This is a genomic window from Levilactobacillus senmaizukei DSM 21775 = NBRC 103853, from assembly GCF_001592085.1.
In the GTDB taxonomy this organism is placed as follows: Bacteria; Bacillota; Bacilli; order Lactobacillales; family Lactobacillaceae; genus Levilactobacillus; species Levilactobacillus senmaizukei.
In genome coordinates this window covers 22,909-42,860 of record NZ_BCWD01000012.1, presented here as the reverse complement: position 1 = coordinate 42,860, position 19,952 = coordinate 22,909, and the positions used below count along the sequence as shown (strand labels likewise).

16 protein-coding genes are annotated in these 19,952 nt (G+C 50.5%); all 16 read right to left on the bottom strand.

Annotated elements, in window-relative coordinates:
• Nucleotides 1-312 carry a DUF1292 domain-containing protein gene (locus LSE01S_RS06020; RefSeq protein ID WP_061776727.1) on the bottom strand — a complete coding sequence of 104 codons (312 nt, stop codon included), beginning with the start codon at nucleotides 310-312 and terminating at the stop codon, nucleotides 1-3.
• Between the two features lie 8 nt (nucleotides 313-320).
• Complete coding sequence (gene ruvX, locus LSE01S_RS06015; protein ID WP_061776726.1) at nucleotides 321-758, bottom strand: Holliday junction resolvase RuvX; 438 nt, start codon at nucleotides 756-758, stop codon at nucleotides 321-323.
• Nucleotides 755-1,027, bottom strand: a complete 273-nt coding sequence (locus LSE01S_RS06010) for an IreB family regulatory phosphoprotein (RefSeq protein ID WP_024746979.1) — start codon at nucleotides 1,025-1,027, stop codon at nucleotides 755-757. Before LSE01S_RS06010 ends, ruvX begins: the two co-directional genes overlap by 4 nt.
• 103 nt (nucleotides 1,028-1,130) lie before the next feature.
• Nucleotides 1,131-3,770, bottom strand: a complete 2,640-nt coding sequence (gene alaS, locus LSE01S_RS06005; RefSeq protein WP_061776725.1) for an alanine--tRNA ligase — start codon at nucleotides 3,768-3,770, stop codon at nucleotides 1,131-1,133.
• 329 nt (nucleotides 3,771-4,099) lie between these two features.
• A complete protein-coding gene (locus LSE01S_RS06000; protein WP_061776724.1) occupies nucleotides 4,100-5,458 on the bottom strand; it encodes a DEAD/DEAH box helicase in 1,359 nt (452 codons plus the stop codon).
• On the bottom strand, nucleotides 5,455-6,420 hold the full coding sequence (locus tag LSE01S_RS05995) for a DHH family phosphoesterase (protein WP_061776723.1): 966 nt from the start codon (nucleotides 6,418-6,420) through the stop codon (nucleotides 5,455-5,457). Before LSE01S_RS05995 ends, LSE01S_RS06000 begins: the two co-directional genes overlap by 4 nt.
• A gap of 97 nt (nucleotides 6,421-6,517) precedes the next feature.
• A complete protein-coding gene (gene dinB, locus LSE01S_RS05990) occupies nucleotides 6,518-7,585 on the bottom strand; it encodes a DNA polymerase IV (RefSeq protein WP_156470483.1) in 1,068 nt (355 codons plus the stop codon).
• 158 nt (nucleotides 7,586-7,743) lie between these two features.
• Nucleotides 7,744-8,136: a preprotein translocase subunit YajC gene (yajC, locus tag LSE01S_RS05985; protein WP_061776749.1), complete on the bottom strand. Its 393-nt coding sequence runs from the start codon at nucleotides 8,134-8,136 to the stop codon at nucleotides 7,744-7,746.
• Nucleotides 8,137-8,357: 221 nt separating this feature from the next.
• Complete coding sequence (gene ruvB / locus LSE01S_RS05980; RefSeq protein WP_061776721.1) at nucleotides 8,358-9,380, bottom strand: Holliday junction branch migration DNA helicase RuvB; 1,023 nt, start codon at nucleotides 9,378-9,380, stop codon at nucleotides 8,358-8,360.
• An 18-nt stretch (nucleotides 9,381-9,398) separates the two neighbouring features.
• Nucleotides 9,399-10,004, bottom strand: a complete 606-nt coding sequence (gene ruvA, locus LSE01S_RS05975; RefSeq protein WP_061776720.1) for a Holliday junction branch migration protein RuvA — start codon at nucleotides 10,002-10,004, stop codon at nucleotides 9,399-9,401.
• A 78-nt stretch (nucleotides 10,005-10,082) separates the two neighbouring features.
• Nucleotides 10,083-12,086: a DNA mismatch repair endonuclease MutL gene (mutL, locus tag LSE01S_RS05970; protein WP_061776719.1), complete on the bottom strand. Its 2,004-nt coding sequence runs from the start codon at nucleotides 12,084-12,086 to the stop codon at nucleotides 10,083-10,085.
• Between the two features lie 21 nt (nucleotides 12,087-12,107).
• Nucleotides 12,108-14,759 carry a DNA mismatch repair protein MutS gene (mutS, locus tag LSE01S_RS05965; RefSeq protein WP_061776718.1) on the bottom strand — a complete coding sequence of 884 codons (2,652 nt, stop codon included), beginning with the start codon at nucleotides 14,757-14,759 and terminating at the stop codon, nucleotides 12,108-12,110.
• A gap of 27 nt (nucleotides 14,760-14,786) precedes the next feature.
• Nucleotides 14,787-15,581, bottom strand: a complete 795-nt coding sequence (locus tag LSE01S_RS05960) for a TIGR00282 family metallophosphoesterase (RefSeq protein ID WP_061776717.1) — start codon at nucleotides 15,579-15,581, stop codon at nucleotides 14,787-14,789.
• 135 nt (nucleotides 15,582-15,716) lie between these two features.
• Complete coding sequence (rny, locus tag LSE01S_RS05955; RefSeq protein ID WP_061776716.1) at nucleotides 15,717-17,276, bottom strand: ribonuclease Y; 1,560 nt, start codon at nucleotides 17,274-17,276, stop codon at nucleotides 15,717-15,719.
• Between the two features lie 192 nt (nucleotides 17,277-17,468).
• Nucleotides 17,469-18,596 carry a recombinase RecA gene (gene recA, locus LSE01S_RS05950; RefSeq protein WP_061776715.1) on the bottom strand — a complete coding sequence of 376 codons (1,128 nt, stop codon included), beginning with the start codon at nucleotides 18,594-18,596 and terminating at the stop codon, nucleotides 17,469-17,471.
• Between the two features lie 89 nt (nucleotides 18,597-18,685).
• On the bottom strand, nucleotides 18,686-19,936 hold the full coding sequence (locus LSE01S_RS05945; protein WP_061776714.1) for a competence/damage-inducible protein A: 1,251 nt from the start codon (nucleotides 19,934-19,936) through the stop codon (nucleotides 18,686-18,688).
• Nucleotides 19,937-19,952: the final 16 nt, after the last annotated feature.

Sequence of the window (19,952 nt, the reverse complement as noted above, 5' to 3'; positions counted from 1 at the left end):
CTAGTCCTTCTTGCCGGCGTTAGGATCAATGGTCCCATCAGCTAAGAAAGTGTTCAATACGGATTCAACCATATCCCATTCGTCATCGGATTCAATCAGTTGGAGATCGCCACCGGAAGGGTTAGCTGGATCATCGTCTGCTGGTAAGGCATATGCTTGAATATCAACCTCTTCATCATCGCTCTTGCCAGATGGGTAAATCAAGATGTATGACTTACCGAAATCATCGGATTCAAACGTGAATAAAACGTCGTATAATTCTTCGTTACCGTTTTCGTCTACTAAAGTAATTTGTTCTTGGTCTTCGTTCATGGGAAACCTCACTTTTCTCGGGTTAATTTTCCGTGCCGATCTAAATAGTTCTGCAGGATTAACCCGGCTGCTAATTTATCAATCACGCGCTTGCGCTTTTTCCGAGATGTGTCGGCTTGTTCAACCAACATACGCTCGGCCTCAACCGTTGTCAACCGTTCGTCTTCGAAGTCAACGGGTAAATGAAACCGGTCCGTCAACATTTGACCATAACGTTGTGAAGCCTCCGCTCTAGGTCCCAGAGTATTATTCATATTCTTAGGAAGGCCTACAACAAATCCTCCAACCTCGTGGCTAGCGACCAATTCGCCAACCCGGTCTAAACCAAAGACCTCTTCGTCTTCGTTAATGCGGATGATTTCAATCCCCTGAGCCGTCCAGCCCAAAGCATCACTGATCGCAATCCCAACGGTTCGCGACCCGACATCTAATCCCATTAACTTCATGAAGGCTTCACCGGTCCATTCTGGTTCAGATAAAACCGAACCAATTCTTCAATGATTTCGTCGCGCTCGTGCTTACGAATTAAGTTCCGGGCATCGTTGATGCGCGGAATATATGCAGGATCGCCTGATAGTAGGTAACCGACAATCTGATTAATGGGATTATAACCCTTTTCTTCTAGTGCTTGATAAACCGTTACCAGTGTATCATGAACATCTTTGGGTTGATTAGCACCAAAGTCGAAATACATCGTTTTGTCTAATGAACTCACTATAAAACACCCCCGCACTTCCTCATTTAGTCTCAATTCTACCTGATCGCTTGTGAAACTACAACGGCCCCTCCACAATTTAATCTATTCGTAATACACCAGATTAGTCTTGTGCTTCAAGCCATGTCGTTGCCGCTGTCATTGCATCTGGCAGGCCTGTCGGGTTCTTCCCACCGGCCTGGGCCAAGTTAGGACGACCACCGCCACCACCATCGATCTTCGGTGAAATGGCCTTGATTAGGTCACCAGCCTTAACTTGCTTCTGCTTATCAGCACTGACCGCTACGATCAAGTTGGCCTTGCCATTCACTTCGGCACCCAATACTAACACATCAGACAAGGCCTGTTCACGCCATTTGTCTGCCAATGCCCGCAATTGGTCCATCTTGGAAACCTGAACGGTCCCGCTGATGAGACGGTAATTGCCCGCCGTCGTGACTTGGTCAAAGACGGAGTCGGCTTCTTGACTAGCTAACTTGCCTTCTAGTTCCGCCTGCTTTTGTTGTAGTGCCTTGACCTGAGCTTGTAAAGCCTGTACCCGAGCCTCGGTATCTGTCACTTGGTTAACCTTCAGGTCATGACCAATCGCTTGGAGAATGTTGTCATGATCATGCAAGTAGTTGTAGGCTGCAGCCGAAGTCACGGCTTCAATCCGTCGAACACCGGCACCAACCCCCGCTTCGGAAACAATCTTGAACAAGCCAATTTCATTGGTGTTCTTGACGTGGTTCCCACCACAGAACTCAGTGACGAAATCCCCAGCACTAACCACCCGAACGACTTTGCCATATTTTTCGCTAAACAGGGCAATTGCGCCCATCTTCTTAGCGGATTCAATATCCGTTTCCACCGTGGTAACGGGCAGTTCCGCAAAGATCTTCTCGTTGACGATGGCTTCCGCCTTCGCCAAATCGGCTGGATCAACCTGACCAAAATGGGTGAAGTCAAAGCGCAAGTAGTCCCCTTCAACTAAGGAGCCGGCCTGTTGGGTGTGTTCACCAAAGACTTCACGAAGCGCTTTGTCCAATAAATGGGTCGCCGTATGGTTCTTCTCAACCTTGCTATGGAACTTTTGGTCAACGACTAACTTGTAAGTGGTGCCTTTCTTCATTGGGGCTACCACGTCAAGTGTATGCAGGTTTTGACCGTTAGGCGCATGCTGAACGTCGGTGACGTGGGCAACAACGTTGCCAGCCTCATCCAAGATATTCCCCTTGTCGGCCACTTGACCACCCATTTCGGCGTAGAACGGCGTTTGGGCAAACATGGCTTGCGCGACACCACTCGTGACGTCGTCGGCTAACTTGTCGTCAACCACTAACTCCGTCATGGCACTCTCAGTCGTCAGTTGCGTGTAGCCCACGTATTCGCTAGGCGTCTTAACATTGATCAGCAGATCATGTTGTAAGCCCATCGCCGTTTGCTTGCCCCGGGCGTTCCGGGCCCGGTCCTTTTGCTTTTGCATTTCAGCCTTAAAGCCTGCTTGGTCGACCGTAATGCCTTGGTCGTCCGCATACTCTTCTGTTAGTTCAACCGGGAAACCATACGTGTCATAAAGTTTGAAGGCATCGGCACCATCGATTTGGGTACCGCCCTGTTTCTTCAAGTCGGCAATGACGCTGTTCAACAGATTCAAGCCACCATCAAGGGTTTCACCAAACCGATCCTCTTCGGAACGGATGATCTTGGCAATGTAGTCTGCCTGCTTCAAGACATCAGGATAGTAGGATCGCATGATCTTGCCAACGACCGGCACTAATTGGTCCAAGAAGGCCCCTTGAATGCCTAACTTTTGGCCATTCACAATAGCTCGCCGAATCAAGCGCCGGATCACGTACCCCCGACCTTCATTACTTGGCATGGCACCGTCACCGATGGCGAAGGTAATCGCCCGCGCATGGTCGGCAATGACCTTGAAGGCCACGTCGTCTTCCTGGTTTTCCCCGTAGGTCTTACCATCGCTGAGCTCAGCGGTCTTTTCGATAATTGGTAAGAAGAGGTCGGTTTCAAAGTTGGTCTTCGCATTTTGGAAAATGGAAACGGCCCGTTCGAGCCCCATCCCCGTATCAATGTTTTTACGAGGCAACGGCTTGTAGGTCCCATCTGGTTCGTGGTTAAACTGCGAGAAGACGATGTTCCAAACTTCCAGATAGCGTTCGTTTTCACCGCCAGGATAGTTTTCTGGATCGTCATCGGCCAGATTGTTGAAAGCTTGACCACGGTCATAGAAGATTTCGGAGTCGGGACCTGAAGGGCCTTCACCAATGTCCCAGAAGTTATCCTCAACCGCAATGATGTGGTCAGGCGCAACGCCGGCAGCCTCCCAATCGGCCTTGGCGTCCGTATCCTTAGGGTAAACCGTCATGTACAGCTTGTCCGGATCCCAGGCAAACCAGTCGGGTGAGGTCAGTAATTCCCAGGCCCAGGTGATGGCTTCCTTCTTGAAGTAATCCCCAACCGAAAAGTTCCCCAACATTTCAAACAACGTGTGGTGACGAGCCGTCTTCCCCACGTTTTCAATATCATTGGTCCGGATACTCTTCTGTGAACTGGTCATCCGTGGATTCTCGGGCACAACTTGACCAGAGAAATACTTCTTCATCGTAGCAACCCCGGAATTAATCCAGAGTAAGGACGGGTCGTCCTTAGGAACCAGTGACGAACTGGGTTCGATTGCGTGACCCTTCGACTTAAAAAAGTCGAGATACATTTGCCGAATTTGGCTACTTGATAGCTCTTTCATCTCGTAAAAACCTCCAAAAAATGTCAAAAACACCGTTGCCCGTAAAGACGCCGAAGCGCGGTACCACTTTACTTGCAACGATGTTTTAATCGTTAACCTCTTAAACTCATAACGCTGAGTCGCGATGTGACTGAGGGAGCGCCCACCAACTAACGAATCGTTTTTCACAACAGCCAAAACGTTTCTGAAAATCGCCAACTGGGGGTATATCCTCGAAAGATATTTAATTGTCCATTCAAAATTATAGGTGGCTAACCGGCCCTTGTCAATTCCAAAGGTCACTCAGTTTAACCGGGCAGCCGAACGTATTCAGCCACGCCAGAAACGGACTATTTATAGCGGTCAGAATCGCGTTTCCGCCGCTTTCGTTCGTTGCGGGCACTCTGTCGAGCAGCGATCCGCTTCTCTTGGTCCTTCTTGGCGTGAATGGCCTGCTTAATTTGATGCTTGTAACCCGGCTTAATCTTCTTTTTCTTCTTCATGACCATCCCAATTAAGGTTGGGTCGAGCTTAGCGGTACTCTTAACCCGCTTAGTCCGCCGGTTCCGGTCATAGGAATCAACAATTTCGCCATTACTGATTCGCTTAGGTTGGAACTTAATGCCCATCTTTTCGATTTCAGTAATCTTACGCTCTTCGTCGGGTGAGTACAGGGTGATCGCCGTTCCTGGCATCCCCTGCCGGCCAGTTCGGCCGACTCGGTGAATGAAGAAGTCAAGATCTTCTGGAATGTCATCGTTGATGACGTGGGAAACTCCTTCGATGTCAATTCCCCGAGCAGCCAAATCGGTGGCCACGACAAATTGATATTGCAGGTTCTTCACTTCACGCATGACCCGCTTTCGCTCACGAGGCTTAATTCCCCCGTGAATCATAGCAACCTTTAATCCTTGAGCCTTTAAGAAGTCGTTAATCTGTTCAACTCGCGTCTTCGTGTTGGCAAAGATTAAGACCAGATAAGGTTCACCCATCGTAATTAATTGGTAAATCAATTGATTACGATTTTGACCCTTGGTGGAAATCAACCAGTTGTCAATGGTGGAACTAATCACCGTCGCCGTTGGGATTTCTTCAATGACCGGATGATTCATATACTTTCGTAAGAATGGATCCAACCGTTGCGGGATCGTCGCGGAGAACACCATCATTTGCAGTTGCTTAGGCATCCGGCCGGCGATCTTGTCAACTTGGTCCAAAAAGCCAAGGTCCAACGTCATGTCGGCTTCATCAACCACGAACTGACGGGTCGTATGCACATCCAAGGCTTGGTCCTGAATTAAATCCAGTACCCGACCGGGTGTCCCGATAACGAGCTGGGGCTGGTAATGATGCAACTTTGCGACCTGCCGCTGCTTATCGGTTCCCCCAACGTAGTTCCCAATCCGAATCTCAAAGGGCGCCTCAGCGGCTAACTGTTCTGCCGCAGTTCGAATCTGGTAAGCCAGTTCCCGACTAGGAGTCGTGATCACCGCCTGGACCTGGTTCTCTGAAGTTAGTTGGTTAAAAATGGGCAGTAAGAACGTATGCGTCTTACCACTCCCCGTCTGGGACTGGCCCACGACGTCTTTTCCGGAAGCAATTACCGGAATCAACTTCTCTTGCACCTTGGTTGGCGTGGTGAAGTTAATCTTTTGCAGCGCCGTCATAATATACGGCTGCAAGTTGAATGCTTTAAAATCTACGGTCATTCATTTTCTCCTTTATCGCTAGCCACTAACTCGTCGAGCTCGTGGATAACCTGGTCAATCTCGGCTTGATCGTGCGCAGTCGCGCCACTGGCCAAAGCATGGCCGCCACCACCGTGGTGCTTGGCTAGGTCGTTGATGGAAGGTCCCTTCGACCGCAAACGAATGCGGAAGGTATGGTCCTTAGCTTCAACGAAGATCGCCCACGCCACAACGGTGGTAATCTTACCTGGTAACGGGACAATTGCCGAGGTCGAATCCTTCGCTGCCAATCCAAAAGACTCGACAATTTCGTCGGTCAGCTTCAGAAAGGCGGCACCACTCGGTAAAATCTCTAGGTTCTGGTACAAATAAGCTGATAATCGCGCAAGGGCTGGCGTAATCTCATCCTCGGCCTGATTAACGGCCGTCGCTGAAAAGTTATACGTCAACAGTTTCCCGGCCACCGCTAGGGTATTGGCCGAGGTTGCCGGATACATAAACCGCCCGGTATCACCAACAATGCCGGCATATAGTAGTCGTGCCGCATCGTCAGGCATCGTTAAGTCGGTTGTGTTGACGGCAAACCAATCGTAAATAATCTCCGAAGTGCTGGACGCTTGGTCCAGGACCCACTGGAGATCACCGAAGGCATCGTCATTGGGATGGTGGTCAATCTTAATCACCGATTTACCAGTCTGCCACCGTTCGTCGTCCACTCGTGGTTGGTTGGCCGTATCGACCACAATTACCAAGGCGTCCCGATACATGTCGTCGGCAACGTCCTGATCCGCTTGCCCCATCCAATCAAATCCCGGATAGTGCTTGCCAACCGCGAGAACGGTTTTATCGGGAAAACTAGCTCGCAGAATCCCTCTTAAGGCCAGTTGGGCCCCGATACAATCGGGATCCGGTCGTTGATGCCGATGAATAATAATCGTTTGTGCTGCTTTGATTTTATCTAAAATGGCGGTTTCAATTGCCATGAGCTCCACCCGTTTTCTATCCGATTTTTTCGACTTAGCCGCGTCGATACCGCGTTTTAGTATACAAGTTTTACGGCTTAATATCAAAGAAAGTCTGCTATTTCCGGCGATCATCGTCAAATAACGGCAATTTTAAATTCTCAAATGTTTGTGGGGCTAATCCAGTAATCGTGATTCCCAGGAGTCGAACCTGCTCCCCATCCTCCGCCACGCTGTGGTAGAGTTCCAGGGCCAGATCGTAATAGATTTGCGGATCGTTGACTAAAAACTCCGTTTGGGTCACTCGCTTCGTCACGGTATGAAATTCACTGTCCCGGAACTTCAAGACCAGTGTCTTGCCGTGACGCTGCTTCTTGCGCACCGTCGTCGCCACCAACTTAGCCAAATATTGGAGCTGGTTCTCAACCTCTCCCTGCGTGGTCAGTGGTGGCCCATACGTCCGCTCCTTGCCAATCGACTTACGCTCCCGCTGATACTCAACCGGTCGTTCGTCGATCCCCCGCACTCGCTGATACAAGATGTACCCAAACTTGCCAAAATCATGAATCAATTCCAACTGGCTGCGTTTGAACAGGTCGGCCCCGTTCTGAATGCCCAACTCATGCATCTTGGGAACCGTTTTCTTCCCGACACCACGGAACCGTTCGATCGGCAATGCCATCAAGAAATCATGCGCATCTTCCGGTAAGATGATGCACACCCCGACTGGCTTGCGAAAATCTGAGGCTTCTTTGGCTAAAAATTTACTATAGGAGATCCCGGTGGAACACGTCAGATGGGTCTGATCAAAAATCTCTGCCTGAATGGCATGGGCGATCTGCACCGCCGAGTGTAAGTGCTTTTTATTTTCCGTTACATCCAGATACGCTTCATCAAACGCCACCGGTTCAATCTTATCCGTGTATTCATGAAAAATGGCGTGAATCTGGTCGGAAACCTGGCGATACAACGGGAAGTTTGGCGGCTGAAAGAGGGCATTGGGCGCCAACTTCAGGGCCTCATTAGCATTCATCGCCGAATGAACCCCGAGTTGACGGGCCTTATAGTTGGCCGTCGTCACCACCCCTCTACCCCCAGTCTTCCGGGGATCTTGGGCGATGATCAGCTGACGGCGTTTGAGTTCGGGATTCTCGCGTTCCTCAATTGAGGCATAGAAGGCATCCATGTCGACATGGATAATCTTGCGTTGCGTAAATTGTTCTGGAACCAACGATCTCCCCTCCTCCAGGCTTATTTTGTAAGTAAATTATACCCGAACGTTCGTTTGTTAACAATTACTGTGGCACAAAAAAACGGCCCCTAAGGGTCGTTCTAATCGATCATTTACTTTGTGGGATCGTCCGTGGCATCGGCTTCACTATCGCTAGCTTCACTGTCGACCGTTTCACTGGCTTCACTGTCGGCTTCGTCCTTAGTTTCAGGTTCGAGCGCCGCAGTTGGGGCTGGTGCGGATACCGTTGAGATGGCCCGTAGGTCGAAGACCAGGTAAATGCCATCACAATCAAGCGTAACCGTCTTGTCGGTTTGGTTAACTTCATCAACAACACCGTGCAAGCGACCAATGGTGATCACGTGGTCACCCTTCTTGATTTGACTAACCATTTGTTGATGCTTCTTTTGTTGCTTTTGTTGTGGCCGCAACATGAAGAAATACAACAGGAACAAGAAAATAATTAAGATGAATAATGACGAATTATTTTGAAATGGATTGGCCATGGCGACGATTAAAGTATTAAACACTTTTGGTTCACTCCTTCATAAGTTATCTACTGGACAACTTTACCAGAATCTAAGGGATCCGTCCAATTATTTCTGGAATTTCTAAAGATGTTCGGGCTTTCGCATCCGATTCAAAAAAGCGGTGTCATCTTCACTCACTCGCCAATGACCCTAAACACCCAAAACGAAAACCGCAAGTCCTGTGGAACTTTCGGTTTTCACTTTTGATTAATATCTGGTCGCTGACGACCAAGATGCGCATAGCCTGCGGCCGTGACAACCCGTCCCCGAGCGGTACGTTTCAGATATCCCCGTTGCAACAGATAGGGTTCATACATGGCAGCCACCGTCTCGGTCTCTTCACCAACATTGGCTGCCAACGTGTTGAGCCCAACTGGCCCGCCGTTGTAGTAGTCAATCATCGTGGTCAGCAACTTAATGTCCGTCGCATCGAGTCCCGCGGAATCTACCCGCAAGAGCGAAAGTGCATGGTCCACAATAGCCAGGTCAATGGCGGTATGGTCAGGTGAGACCTCGGCGAAGTCCCGAATTCGCTTCAGCAGACGGTTGGCAATTCGGGGGGTCCCCCGCGATCGTAAGGCAATCTCATGGGCTCCCTCGATGGCAATCTTCGTGTGGAAAATATCCGCCGACCGAGAAACGATCTCCTGCAAATCCGCCGTCTCATAATAAGCCATGTGTTCGACAATCCCAAAGCGATCCCGCAACGGCGCCGACAGCAACCCAGCCCGAGTGGTGGCACCAATCAATGTGAATGGTGGCAACGGGAAATGTACCGGATGGGCCGTGGGTCCTTGTCCCACCACAATGTCGATATAGAAGTCTTCCATCGCCGAGTACAACATTTCTTCAACGACTTTAGGTAGGCGGTGAATTTCATCGATAAAGAGAATATCACCCGGTTGCAACTCGTTTAATAATGCCACTAAGTCCCCGGGCTTCTCGATTGCGGGGCCACTCGTGGTCCGAATCTGTACACCCATCTCGTTGGCAATGACCATCGCTAACGTCGTCTTCCCAAGACCAGGTGGTCCGTATAGAAGCACATGGTCTAGCGATTCTTCTCGTTGTTTAGCCGCTTGAATATAAACGCCCAACTCATGTTTGATGGGTGCCTGCCCAATGTACTGAGCCAGTGTCTGGGGACGTAAGGACTTCTCGACCGAATCCTCCTGGTCATCCGATGGTTCTGGTGAAACTAACCGTTCGTCATCGTCCATTGTCTCGTCTCCTTCCCACTATTTCGTCAACAATCGTAAGCCTTCGCTTAGATAATCATTCGTTGTTTTACCCGTAAACTTACGGAGTTGTGGTGTGATCTTCTTAACTGCGGTCTCCCGATAACCTAACGCCCCTAAGGCTGCTAACGCGTCGGCCAGCTCAGAATTGTCTGGCACATCGGGAACCGTTTCCGGCGTAAATAGCTCGCCTGCCGCACTGGGCGCCAAGTCATCGAGCTTGTTTTGCAAGTCAAGCACGATCTGGCCAGCCGTCTTTTTCCCCACACCAGGGAACTTGGTCAAGAATCCCACATCATTGGTCTTAATGGCCACCAGCAGTCCTTGATGGTCAGGGTTGGCGAGAATTGCCAGGGCACTCTTCGGCCCAATACCATTCACGTTGATCAGCTTCAAAAATAATTGTTTTTCCGCAAAATCAACGAACCCATATAGGGTTTGAGCGGTATCACTCACGGCCTGATACACATAGATCGTCGTGGGATCATCACTGACCTGGTAACGATAGGGATTGGCCGTATTGACCAAATAACCCACGCCACCCACGTCAACAACCACGTGATCGGGATATACTGCGGTAATGACACCGCGAAGGTATTCATACATCGGTTAAATTAGCTCCTTTAAATAAAACATACGTTTGCTTTTACAAATTGTACCACACTGGCACCGCAAACTGGAAGCCTAGGCCTCACTCCAATCATCCCCGCTATGATGGGGATCTTGAATCCGCTTGAAGAGCTTCTCCAGATCTTGATCCGTAAAGTGCACCAATACCGGCCGCCCATGGGGACAGTTGAAGGGATTCTCAGCTGTTGCCAACTTCTTTAACAATGCACGTGCCTGCTGATCATCCAGGTGGTGGTTAGCCTTAATGGCCCGCTTACAACTCATCATGATCGCCGTCTTCTCACGGAAGGCCGCTACCGAAATCTTACCGTCCTTCAACACCCAGTCCACCATTTCCTTAATAGTATCGGTCTCTTGACCAGCCTTGAACCAGGTTGGGTGCTCGTGAACAATCAGGCTGTTGGGCCCAAAGGATTCCAAATGAATCCCGACACTGGCCAATGTTGGCAAATGGTCGTTTAAGGCCAGAATGTCCGTGGTCGGGTAATCTAAAACGATGGGTACCAATAATTTCTGCTCATCATCGCTCACCTCACCAATGGCTTGCCGATAATACTCGTAATTTACCCGTTCCTGAGCGGCATGTTGGTCCACCAAATACAGGCCATCGTCCGCTTCCGCTAACAAATAAGTCCCGTGAACCTGGCCCAAATATCTGAGCTCTGGAAACCGCTGTGCAGGTACTGGTTCCGGTTCTAGCGACTCGGGGGCTGGGTCGGTCACGATCGGGGCCTGACCCAATGGTGCAAAAGCCGGTTCGGAACGATAACGCTGGTCAAAGTCCTGAACCGCTGGCAGCTTAAGATCCGTTCGTTGCCGAATCATCAAGGGCTCAACCGGCACCGTGCTAGGGGCAGTCATTGGTTGTGGCCCGGCTGTGGTCGTTGCGGATGACGTTGGTCGCGCCGACTTTACCTCCGGCTGGGCAACTGACGGCGCCGAATGGGTAGGCGTCGACGTCACGTGCGGTGCTTCGTATTTCGTTGATGCCTCATTCAACGCCATCGTCAGTTGATCCGCTGTCGCCCTTTCCCGATGACGAACTGGCGCCTCATCGGCCACGTCTGGAATCAGATTTTCCTGAGCAAGGCGTTTGAATACAGTCTCTTGAATTAACTGGGTCAACTCCGGTTCTTGACTAATACGAACTTCCTGCTTCGTCGGATGGACGTTGACGTCCACCAACACCGGATCCATCTGAATGTCCAACACGGCAATCGGATAACGCCCCACCATCAGCTTCGATCCATAACCAGCAATCAAGGCCTTACTCAACTGAAAGTTGTGAATATACCGGCCATTTAACAATAGTGAAATGTATTGGCGACTGGCCCGCGTTAGCTCTGGCAGACTCACATACCCTTGGACCGTGAAATCTGGGTTCTTTCCTTGAATCGCCACCATCTTGCGGGCGGTCTGTACGCCATAGATGCCAGCGATCACTTGCCGCAGGTCACCTCGTCCGGTGGTACGCGTTAACTCGCGGCCATCATGGACCAGGGAAAACGCGACGTCGGGATAGCTCAAGGCCAACCGGTTCACAATATCTGTAATGCGAGAAAGTTCGGTTGCCGGTGACTTCAAATACTTCAATCGTGCCGGAACATTACCAAATAAATCCTTCACGGTAATCGTTGTCCCCTTACGGGCGGCAGCAGCCGTGTGCGTGATAATCTGGCCCCCCACATTGTGGATCAAGGTGCCGACATCCCCGGTCGAGGTTGCCATGGTCACGTCGGCTACCGAGGCAATACTAGGTAGCGCTTCACCACGAAACCCTAGGGACTTGATCCGAAAGAGGTCCCGGCGGTCGGTAATTTTACTGGTCGCATGACGCTTGAAGGCCATCTCCGTATCCTCATCGGCAATACCATCCCCGTCATCAACGACCATGATCCGCTTCAGACCGGCCTCTTCAACCGTAATATCAATCTGGGTACTGTTAGCATCAATCGCATTTTCAACCAGCTCCTTAACCACCGAAGCTGGACGCTCAACGACTTCTCCAGCCGCGATTTGGTCAGCTAAAACGGAGGCTAATTCATGAATTTTGGCCATGCACACGGCTTCCTTTCTTCGTTACTTACTCAACTTTTGTTGCCACTTATAAACTTCATTCATCACAGCCATTGGGGTCATCCCCATCAGATTCAGGCCGGAGATCTGCTGGAGCACCTTGGCTTGAGCCGGTGTCAGATCGGCCGCATCACCGAAGAGCGAGAGTTGTTCGTCAACTGGTGTCGGTGCCGACTCACTCGCAGCAGGTGCGGTCGTTGGCGTCGCAGCTTGTGGCGTTACCGGTGTTATTTCCGGTGCGGTCGTTGGTGCGGACAACTTTGGGGCCTCTTGATCGGCAGCCTCCTCTAAGTCTTGCAGAATGACTTCCGCTCGACCCAATAGGCTGTTAGGCATTCCCGCCAACTTGGCCACGTGAATCCCATAGGACTTATCCGCCGGACCGGGCTGCATCTGATGTAAGAAGACCAGATCGCCATCACGCTCCACCGCGCCGACATGAACATTTTTCAGTTCCTTAAGGGTATCTGCGAGCGCCGTCAACTCATGATAGTGAGTGGAAAACAGGGTCTTGGCATGGACCCGGTTATGAACATACTCGATGATAGCTTGCGCCAAGGCCATCCCATCATAGGTGGCGGTCCCTCGACCAATCTCATCAAACAGGATTAGGCTATTGGCCGTAGCGTTACTCAATGCCCGGTTGGCCTCCTGCATTTCAACCATGAAGGTACTCTGTCCAGAAATCAAATCATCAGCGGCGCCAATTCGGGTGAAAATCTGGTCGAAGATTGGCATCTCTGCCGCCTCAGCGGGGACGAAGCACCCCATCTGAGCCATGATCACGGTCAGTGCTAACTGCCGCATGTAGGTACTCTTCCCAGACATGTTCGGCCCGGTAATCAGGAGAATATTAGTGTCTGGGTCCATAGTAACGTCGTTAGGAACATAGGTCTGACGCCCCAGGACTTTTTCAACCACCGGATGACGTCCCTGAGTAATTTTCAAATTATGGCCGGCAACCAACTGAGGCTGAACGAAGTGATAATCTTCGCTGACCACGGCAAAACTTTGAAAGACATCCAAGCTGGCAATAATGGCGGCGAGTTTCTGTAGCCGCCCAATCGCCGTTTTCACCTGTTCTCGAAGCGTTACAAATAACTGATACTCTAACGCCACGGATTTCTCCTCGGCCTCAAGAATCAGTCGCTCCTTTTCTTTTAACTCCGGCGTCGAGAAGCGCTCGGCATTCGCCAACGTTTGTTTCCGTTCATATCGATCCGTTGGCAACTTATCAAGGTTAACCTTGGTAACCTCGATGTAGTAGCCAAAAACATGATTATAACCAATCTTCAGGTTATTAATACCGGTGACTTCTCGCTCGTGCGCTTCCATCTCAGCTAACCAATTCTTACCGTGACGCATGGCATCCCGATACTCATCGAGTTGGGCGTTAAACCCATCACGAATCACGCCACCATCAGCCACGGACAGGGGCGGTTCCGGTACGATTGCGGCCCGAATGGCATCGGCAACATCGCTCACCGGATCGAGATTTTGGAGCAGCGATTTGAAGATCGGATCACCCAGCTCCTCAATCGTGTGCTCAATCTGAGGAACCTGTTCCAACGACGTCTGTAACTGGATCAAGTCCCGACCGTTGACGCTGCCAAAGGCCACCCGGCCAGCCAGTCGTTCCAAGTCATAGACCTTCACCAATTCTTCCTGCAAGTTACTCCGCTCAAAGTAGTGTTCCAGCAAGGCGGCCACCTTGCTTTGACGATCTTCGATGGCCCCCCGGTCGATTAAGGGGCGGTCTAGCCACTGTTTCAGTAGCCGGCCCCCCATAGCTGTCTTGGTTTCATCCAACAGCCAAAGTAAGGTTCCGGATTTCTTCTTGGTCCGCAGGTTCTGAGTGATTTCCAAATTCACCTGGGAGGAATGGTCCATCTTCAGGAAAGAAGCGGGCTCGTAAGCCACTGCCCGTTGCAGGTGCGCCAAGCTCCGCTTCTGGGTTACCGTGACATAGGTCACCAACAACCCCACCACTTGTTTCAAAGTTGCCGTGTTCAAATCTTGTTCAACATAGCTGACTTCGGCACTGCCTTGGACATCATCTTGATGGGAAATTAGCATCCCCAGCTGTCGTAACCGATCCAGGAAGTCATCCGCGATGGTGTCATCCACCACGACTTCCTTCGTTTGCAGGCTCATGAGCTCATTGACCACCATATCTAAATTGGTCATTTGGGCGGCCTTCAACTCACCGGTCGAGAGATCAGTATAGGCCAATCCAAATTGCTTTTGCGCTGGCATCGTCAGCGCCGTTAAGTAGTTATTGCGCTTGGCACCAGCAGCTCCGGTATCGGTCTGAGTCCCGGGTGTCACCAGTTGAATGACCTCCCGTTTAACCATCCCCTTAGCCAATTTGGGGTCCTCCATTTGTTCACAAATAGCGACCTTATAGCCTTGATCAACCAAGATATCAATATAATTTTGAACCGCCTTGTGCGGCACACCACACATCGGGATGGGATTCTTTGCGCTATGGCTCCGCGTTGTCAGGGTCAACTCCAGCAGTTGTGACCCCTTTACCGCATCCTCGTTAAACATCTCATAAAAGTCTCCGAGCCGATAAAATAGAAAGGCATCGGGATACTGGTCTTTAATCTTTTGATATTGCACCATCATTGGCGTCAAGTTAGCTTTCGTCATGAAAAATGGGTCATCCTTCCGTTATCGTTAGGCCTGGTAGGGGTGTTGTGGACTGATTAGAATGGGGTGAATGCTGCTAGCATGCCCGGTTTTATCGTTCAAGTCGAGCACCGCCCCTGACAACAGGCCGGGGCCAACTTCCTGCACCGTGTAGCGCGTTGGTCGCTGGTTCTCAAATCGTTCAATCACGCTGTCGGCCTGCATTCCAAGCACACTGTCGGCGGGGCCAGTCATACCAGCCTCTGTCATAAATGCCGTTCCACCGGCAAGCACTTGGGCATCGCTCGTCTGAACGTGGGTATGGGTGCCGACAACCGCTGATAATTGACCATCATACCGCATGGCAAAAGCCCGCTTCTCACTCGTGGTTTCAGCATGGAAATCAACGAAGACAAAGTCGGTATCTAACTCCGGCAACAGAGATTGCATCTTGGCAAACGGATCGTCCATGGGATTCATGAAGACCCGACCTTGCATATTCACCACCGCTAACGTCTGCTGGTTCACCTTAACCTTCGTCCAGCCTTGACCCGGTGCGTTCCCAGGAAAATTGGCGGGCCGAACCAGACGCTTGGCACTACCAATAAAATCATAGAGCTCGGCATTATCCCACGTGTGGTTCCCCATCGTGACCACGTCGGCCCCATCCTTCAGCAATTGTTTATAAATATTTTGACTGATTCCCCGGCCCACTGGCGTGGAGTTTTCACCGTTCACAATGGTGACCTGGGGCTTCAAGTCTCGTTTCAACTGTGGCAGGTATTCATGAATCATGTCCTGGCCAATATTTCCCACGACGTCACCAACAAAAAGAATTCGCATGATCGTTCCCCTATCTTAAAACCGCGTTGGGTTCCATATTGTTGCCCACTGGTCTATTAAATACTTTCTATTTTACCATGCTTTAACCTTTGACGACGTAAAAAAGCTAGAACCAAATGGCCTAGCTTCTCTGTCTTACTTTGCATATTCAACTGACCGAACTTCACGAATGACCGAAACCTTGACGTGACCTGGGTAATCCAGATCATCCTCAATCTGTTTCTTGATGTCTCGTGCCAAAACAACAGCATCCGTGTCGGAAATCTTTTCTGGCCGCACGATGACTCGTACTTCACGCCCCGCTTGAATGGCAAAACTATGGTCAACGCCATCAAAGGCATTGGCAATCGTTTCCAATTTATCCAAACGGTGAATGTAGCTTTCCAAGGAGTCAGACCGTGCACCTGGACGAGTAGCTGAAATTAAATCAGCAGTCCCGACCAGTTCCGCAATCACAGACTGTGGTGCCGTTTGATCTGCTTGAGCCGCGATGGCATTCACGACAACTGAGCTTTCACGATATTTCTTCGCTAATTCAGTCCCAGTCGTAATGTATGAGTTGTCATCTTCATGCTCAGCAGCTCGGCCAATATCATGTAACAATCCCGCACGCTTTGCTACCGTAACATCCTCACCTAATTCAGCCGCCAACACCCCAGTGATCTTGGCAACCTCGATTGAATGGGCTAAAGCATTCTGCCCATGAGAAATTCTGAAGTTCAAACGACCAACAAGTTTAACCAGTTCTGGGTGCATCGAATGAATCCCCAGATCAAAGGTTGCTTGCTCACCAAGCTCCCGGACACGTTCGTCCAGTTCTTTCTTGGCCTTGGCCACCATTTCTTCAATCCGGGCCGGATGAATCCGACCGTCTTGAATCAATTTCTCCAACGCGATCTTAGCCACTTCTCGCCGCAAGGGGTCGAAGCCACTTAACACAACTGCCTCCGGCGTATCATCGATGATCAGGTCAATCCCGGTCAAGGTTTCTAACGTCCGAATATTCCGGCCTTCACGACCGATGATCCGGCCTTTCATGTCGTCATTAGGTAACGTGACCACAGAAATTGTGGTTTCAGTTACCATGTCAGCAGCGCTCCGTTGAATCGCAGACACAATCAGGTCCTTGGCGTTAGCCTGAGCCGTCTTGCGTGCTGTCTCTTCACTTTCTTTGATCATCTTTGCCCGTTCGCCTGCCAGAGCTGTCTTAGCCTCCGAAATAATCAGGTCCCGTGCATCGTCCTGGGATAATGCAGCCACGGCTTCCACCGCCGACTGCCGCTTTTCAATCAGTGAGTCTGCTTGTTGTTGTTTCTTCGCTAAATTCTGCTCTTCAGCATTAAGCTTTTTGTCCCGACGATTCAATGAGTTTTCTCGTTTTTCCAGTGAGTTGTCCTTCCGGTCTAACGTTTCCTCCCGTTGAATCAAGCGATCTTCTTGCTTCTGAACTTCGGCACGACGTTCTTTCAGCTCTTGCTCGACCTCTGCACGGTACTTATGACTGTCTTCCTTGGCTTCCAGTAGGGATTCCTTAGTTGCAGTCTCAGCTTGTTTTTTTGCTTCCGCCAGTACACCTTTGGCCGTATACTTGGCAGCATCTAACTGACGTTCATGAACAGATTTTCGATAATAATAACCGCCCACGACACCAACAACGATAGCGATGATTGCGAGGATTACATTTGGAACAGTCATGATTCCACCTCCGCATCATCAAAAATGACTAATTTAAAATCAGACTTTTTTAGATGTTTATATAATGATTGACACAAATCTAATTCTAATGGTTGCCACCAACGCTGTCAACTAAACTCACCAGAAACCATTCAGCCAAACCGTAACCAAAAAAGCACCCTCGTCTCTCGGACGAAGATGCTCACAATTGTTTTATTTGGTTGGCTTGTCAGGGGTTAATTCCATCTGACCATCAACTGGCTTGGTTGCTTTACCAGTAGTTTTCTTAGCCTTAGCCTTATCTGCCTTATCAGCGGTTGGGGTCTCGCCCTTGGCTTGACTATCTTCTTCATCGCCGACACCATATGCCGTCCGAACACGCTGGTTCACTTCGGCCATCATGTCAGGATGATCCGTCAGATATTGTTTAGCATTCTCACGCCCTTGACCAATTCGGTCTTCGCCATAAGAATACCAAGAACCACTCTTGTCCACAATGTCCTTTTCAACCGCCATATCAATCAATTCACCAGTTTGAGAAATTCCCTTACCGTACATGATATCAACTTCGGCTCGCTTAAATGGCGGGGCAACCTTGTTCTTAACGACCTTGATCCGTGTCCGGTTACCGATAACATCCGTACCGTCTTTAATTTGTTCAGCACGCCGAACTTCCAACCGAACCGTCGCATAGAACTTAAGAGCTCGACCACCAGGGGTGGTTTCGGGGTTCCCAAACATCACGCCGACTTTTTCACGGATTTGATTAATGAACAAGGCAATCGTCTTGGTCTTGTTGATGGTCCCAGAGAGCTTCCGTAAGGCTTGTGACATCAAACGAGCTTGTAACCCAACGTGGGCATCACCCATTTCACCTTCAATTTCTGCTCGGGGAACCAAGGCAGCAACAGAGTCAACCACGACAATGTCGACTGCACCACTAGAGATTAGGGCATCCGTAATTTGTAGCCCTTGTTCACCAGTGTCAGGTTGTGACAGTAACAGACTGTCAATGTCTACACCCAGTGACGTGGCGTAGGCCGGGTCCAAGGCGTTTTCAGCATCGATATAAGCAGCGGTACCGCCCCTCTTTTGTACCTCGGCAACGGCATGCAGAGCCACCGTCGTTTTACCTGATGATTCAGGTCCATAGATTTCCACGATCCGGCCTCGAGGGTAACCCCCAACACCTAAAGCTACGTCGAGAGCCAACGAGCCAGAAGGCACAGTTTCAACTTGCATGTTGGCGTTATCACCTAACCGCATGATTGAACCTTTACCGAAATCTTTTTCAATTCGCTTAAGCGCCTTATCCAAGGCAGCTTGTCGTTCGTCAGCCATCCAAATCCTCCTTTGGTTGCGTCATTTCAAGTAATACTATACCGGCTTGCCAACCAAAAAGCAAGCAAAAAGAGAACAAAAGTTCGCCTTTATTTTGTGACCTGTAAAGTCCTTCTCAGCCAGTCTAACCCCAACAATACACTCCGCTCCCGAATCCGGGCTCGTGAGCCTGAGAGATGAAATAGGCGGGCCTGAGGTTGTTTCCCTCGTTGAGCCAGCCCTAGCCAAACCGTGCCGGCTGGCTGGCCTTCCAAGGAATCGGGTCCAGCCACACCGGTAAAACTCAACGAAACATCCGTATTCAACTTTTGCCGCGAACGTTCAGCCATCTCTTGCGCCGTCTCGGCACTGACGACTCCGTGTTCTGCAACCACGCTCACAGGAACACCTAACAGCTGTTCTTTAGCCGTATCGGCATAAGTCACGAAGCCGCCAGGGAACACGGCTGACACCCCTGGCACGTCGCCCAGAGTACTCTGAAATTGACCGGCCGTTAGACTTTCGGCCCCTGTAATGGTCATATGATGGGCAACAAGCATTGCCACCACGACCTGAGCCAAGCTCCCTTCGTCACCGTAGCCATACAGATACTCACCAACAACCGCCTTAATTTGCTGAACCGTCTTAGCCACCATTTCTTGCGCTGCGGCCGCCGTGGTTGCCCTGGCAGTCACCCGCAAAGTAACCTCATTTACCTTGGCATATGGGGCGATTGTGGGATTAGTCTGCCGATCGATCAGTGTTGCCAGTTTCGTAACCAATTGACTTTCGCTGATGCCAAAGAACCGTAAGACCTGCGACTCTAAGAACTCATCCTGTTGGTATGCCTGTTGCAGTAACGGCACCGCGGTCTGCTCCAACATTGGCGTTAACTCGGACGGCGGTCCGGGTAACAGGAGGACATCGGCTCCCGCTTCAACCCGATAGAAGCTGCCAACGGCTAAGCCATTGTGATTTTCTAAGGCTACGCCCCCATTCAAATACAGCGCCTGTAACCGGTTATTAGCCGTCATCGGCTGCCCGGTTACTTGAAAGTGCCGGGTGATTTGGTCCAAAGCCTTTTCGTCGGTCGCCAAGGGCACCTGCAACACCTCGGCCGCGACTTGCTTGGTCAGGTCGTCGGGTGTCGGTCCCAAGCCACCACTAACCACGATCAGATCACTCCGATCCCTGGCCTGACGAATCACGGCGCCTAACCGTTCCGGATTGTCCCCCACCAACTCGTGATGATAGACCTCCATACCTAACGCCGCCAAGTGACGTGCTATCAGTGCCGAATTGGTGTCAACAACCTGCCCCAGTAACATTTCTGTTCCAACCGCAATTATTTCCGCGCGCATGTGCAACCCCTCCCGA

Excerpts from the sequence above, each read along its gene's own strand:
- LSE01S_RS06020 (WP_061776727.1), bottom strand. The coding sequence starts at position 312 with ATGAACGAAGACCAAGAACAAATTACTTTAGTAGACGAAAACGGTAAC.
- ruvX (WP_061776726.1), bottom strand. The coding sequence starts at position 758 with ATGAAGTTAATGGGATTAGATGTCGGGTCGCGAACCGTTGGGATTGCG.
- alaS (WP_061776725.1), bottom strand. The coding sequence starts at position 3,770 with ATGAAAGAGCTATCAAGTAGCCAAATTCGGCAAATGTATCTCGACTTT.
- LSE01S_RS06000 (WP_061776724.1), bottom strand. The coding sequence starts at position 5,458 with ATGACCGTAGATTTTAAAGCATTCAACTTGCAGCCGTATATTATGACG.
- LSE01S_RS05995 (WP_061776723.1), bottom strand. The coding sequence starts at position 6,420 with ATGGCAATTGAAACCGCCATTTTAGATAAAATCAAAGCAGCACAAACG.
- dinB (WP_156470483.1), bottom strand. The coding sequence starts at position 7,585 with ATGGATGCCTTCTATGCCTCAATTGAGGAACGCGAGAATCCCGAACTC.
- yajC (WP_061776749.1), bottom strand. The coding sequence starts at position 8,136 with ATGGCCAATCCATTTCAAAATAATTCGTCATTATTCATCTTAATTATT.
- ruvB (WP_061776721.1), bottom strand. The coding sequence starts at position 9,380 with ATGGACGATGACGAACGGTTAGTTTCACCAGAACCATCGGATGACCAG.
- ruvA (WP_061776720.1), bottom strand. The coding sequence starts at position 10,004 with ATGTATGAATACCTTCGCGGTGTCATTACCGCAGTATATCCCGATCAC.
- mutL (WP_061776719.1), bottom strand. The coding sequence starts at position 12,086 with ATGGCCAAAATTCATGAATTAGCCTCCGTTTTAGCTGACCAAATCGCG.
- mutS (WP_061776718.1), bottom strand. The coding sequence starts at position 14,759 with ATGACGAAAGCTAACTTGACGCCAATGATGGTGCAATATCAAAAGATT.
- LSE01S_RS05960 (WP_061776717.1), bottom strand. The coding sequence starts at position 15,581 with ATGCGAATTCTTTTTGTTGGTGACGTCGTGGGAAATATTGGCCAGGAC.
- rny (WP_061776716.1), bottom strand. The coding sequence starts at position 17,276 with ATGACTGTTCCAAATGTAATCCTCGCAATCATCGCTATCGTTGTTGGT.
- recA (WP_061776715.1), bottom strand. The coding sequence starts at position 18,596 with ATGGCTGACGAACGACAAGCTGCCTTGGATAAGGCGCTTAAGCGAATT.
- LSE01S_RS05945 (WP_061776714.1), bottom strand. The coding sequence starts at position 19,936 with ATGCGCGCGGAAATAATTGCGGTTGGAACAGAAATGTTACTGGGGCAG.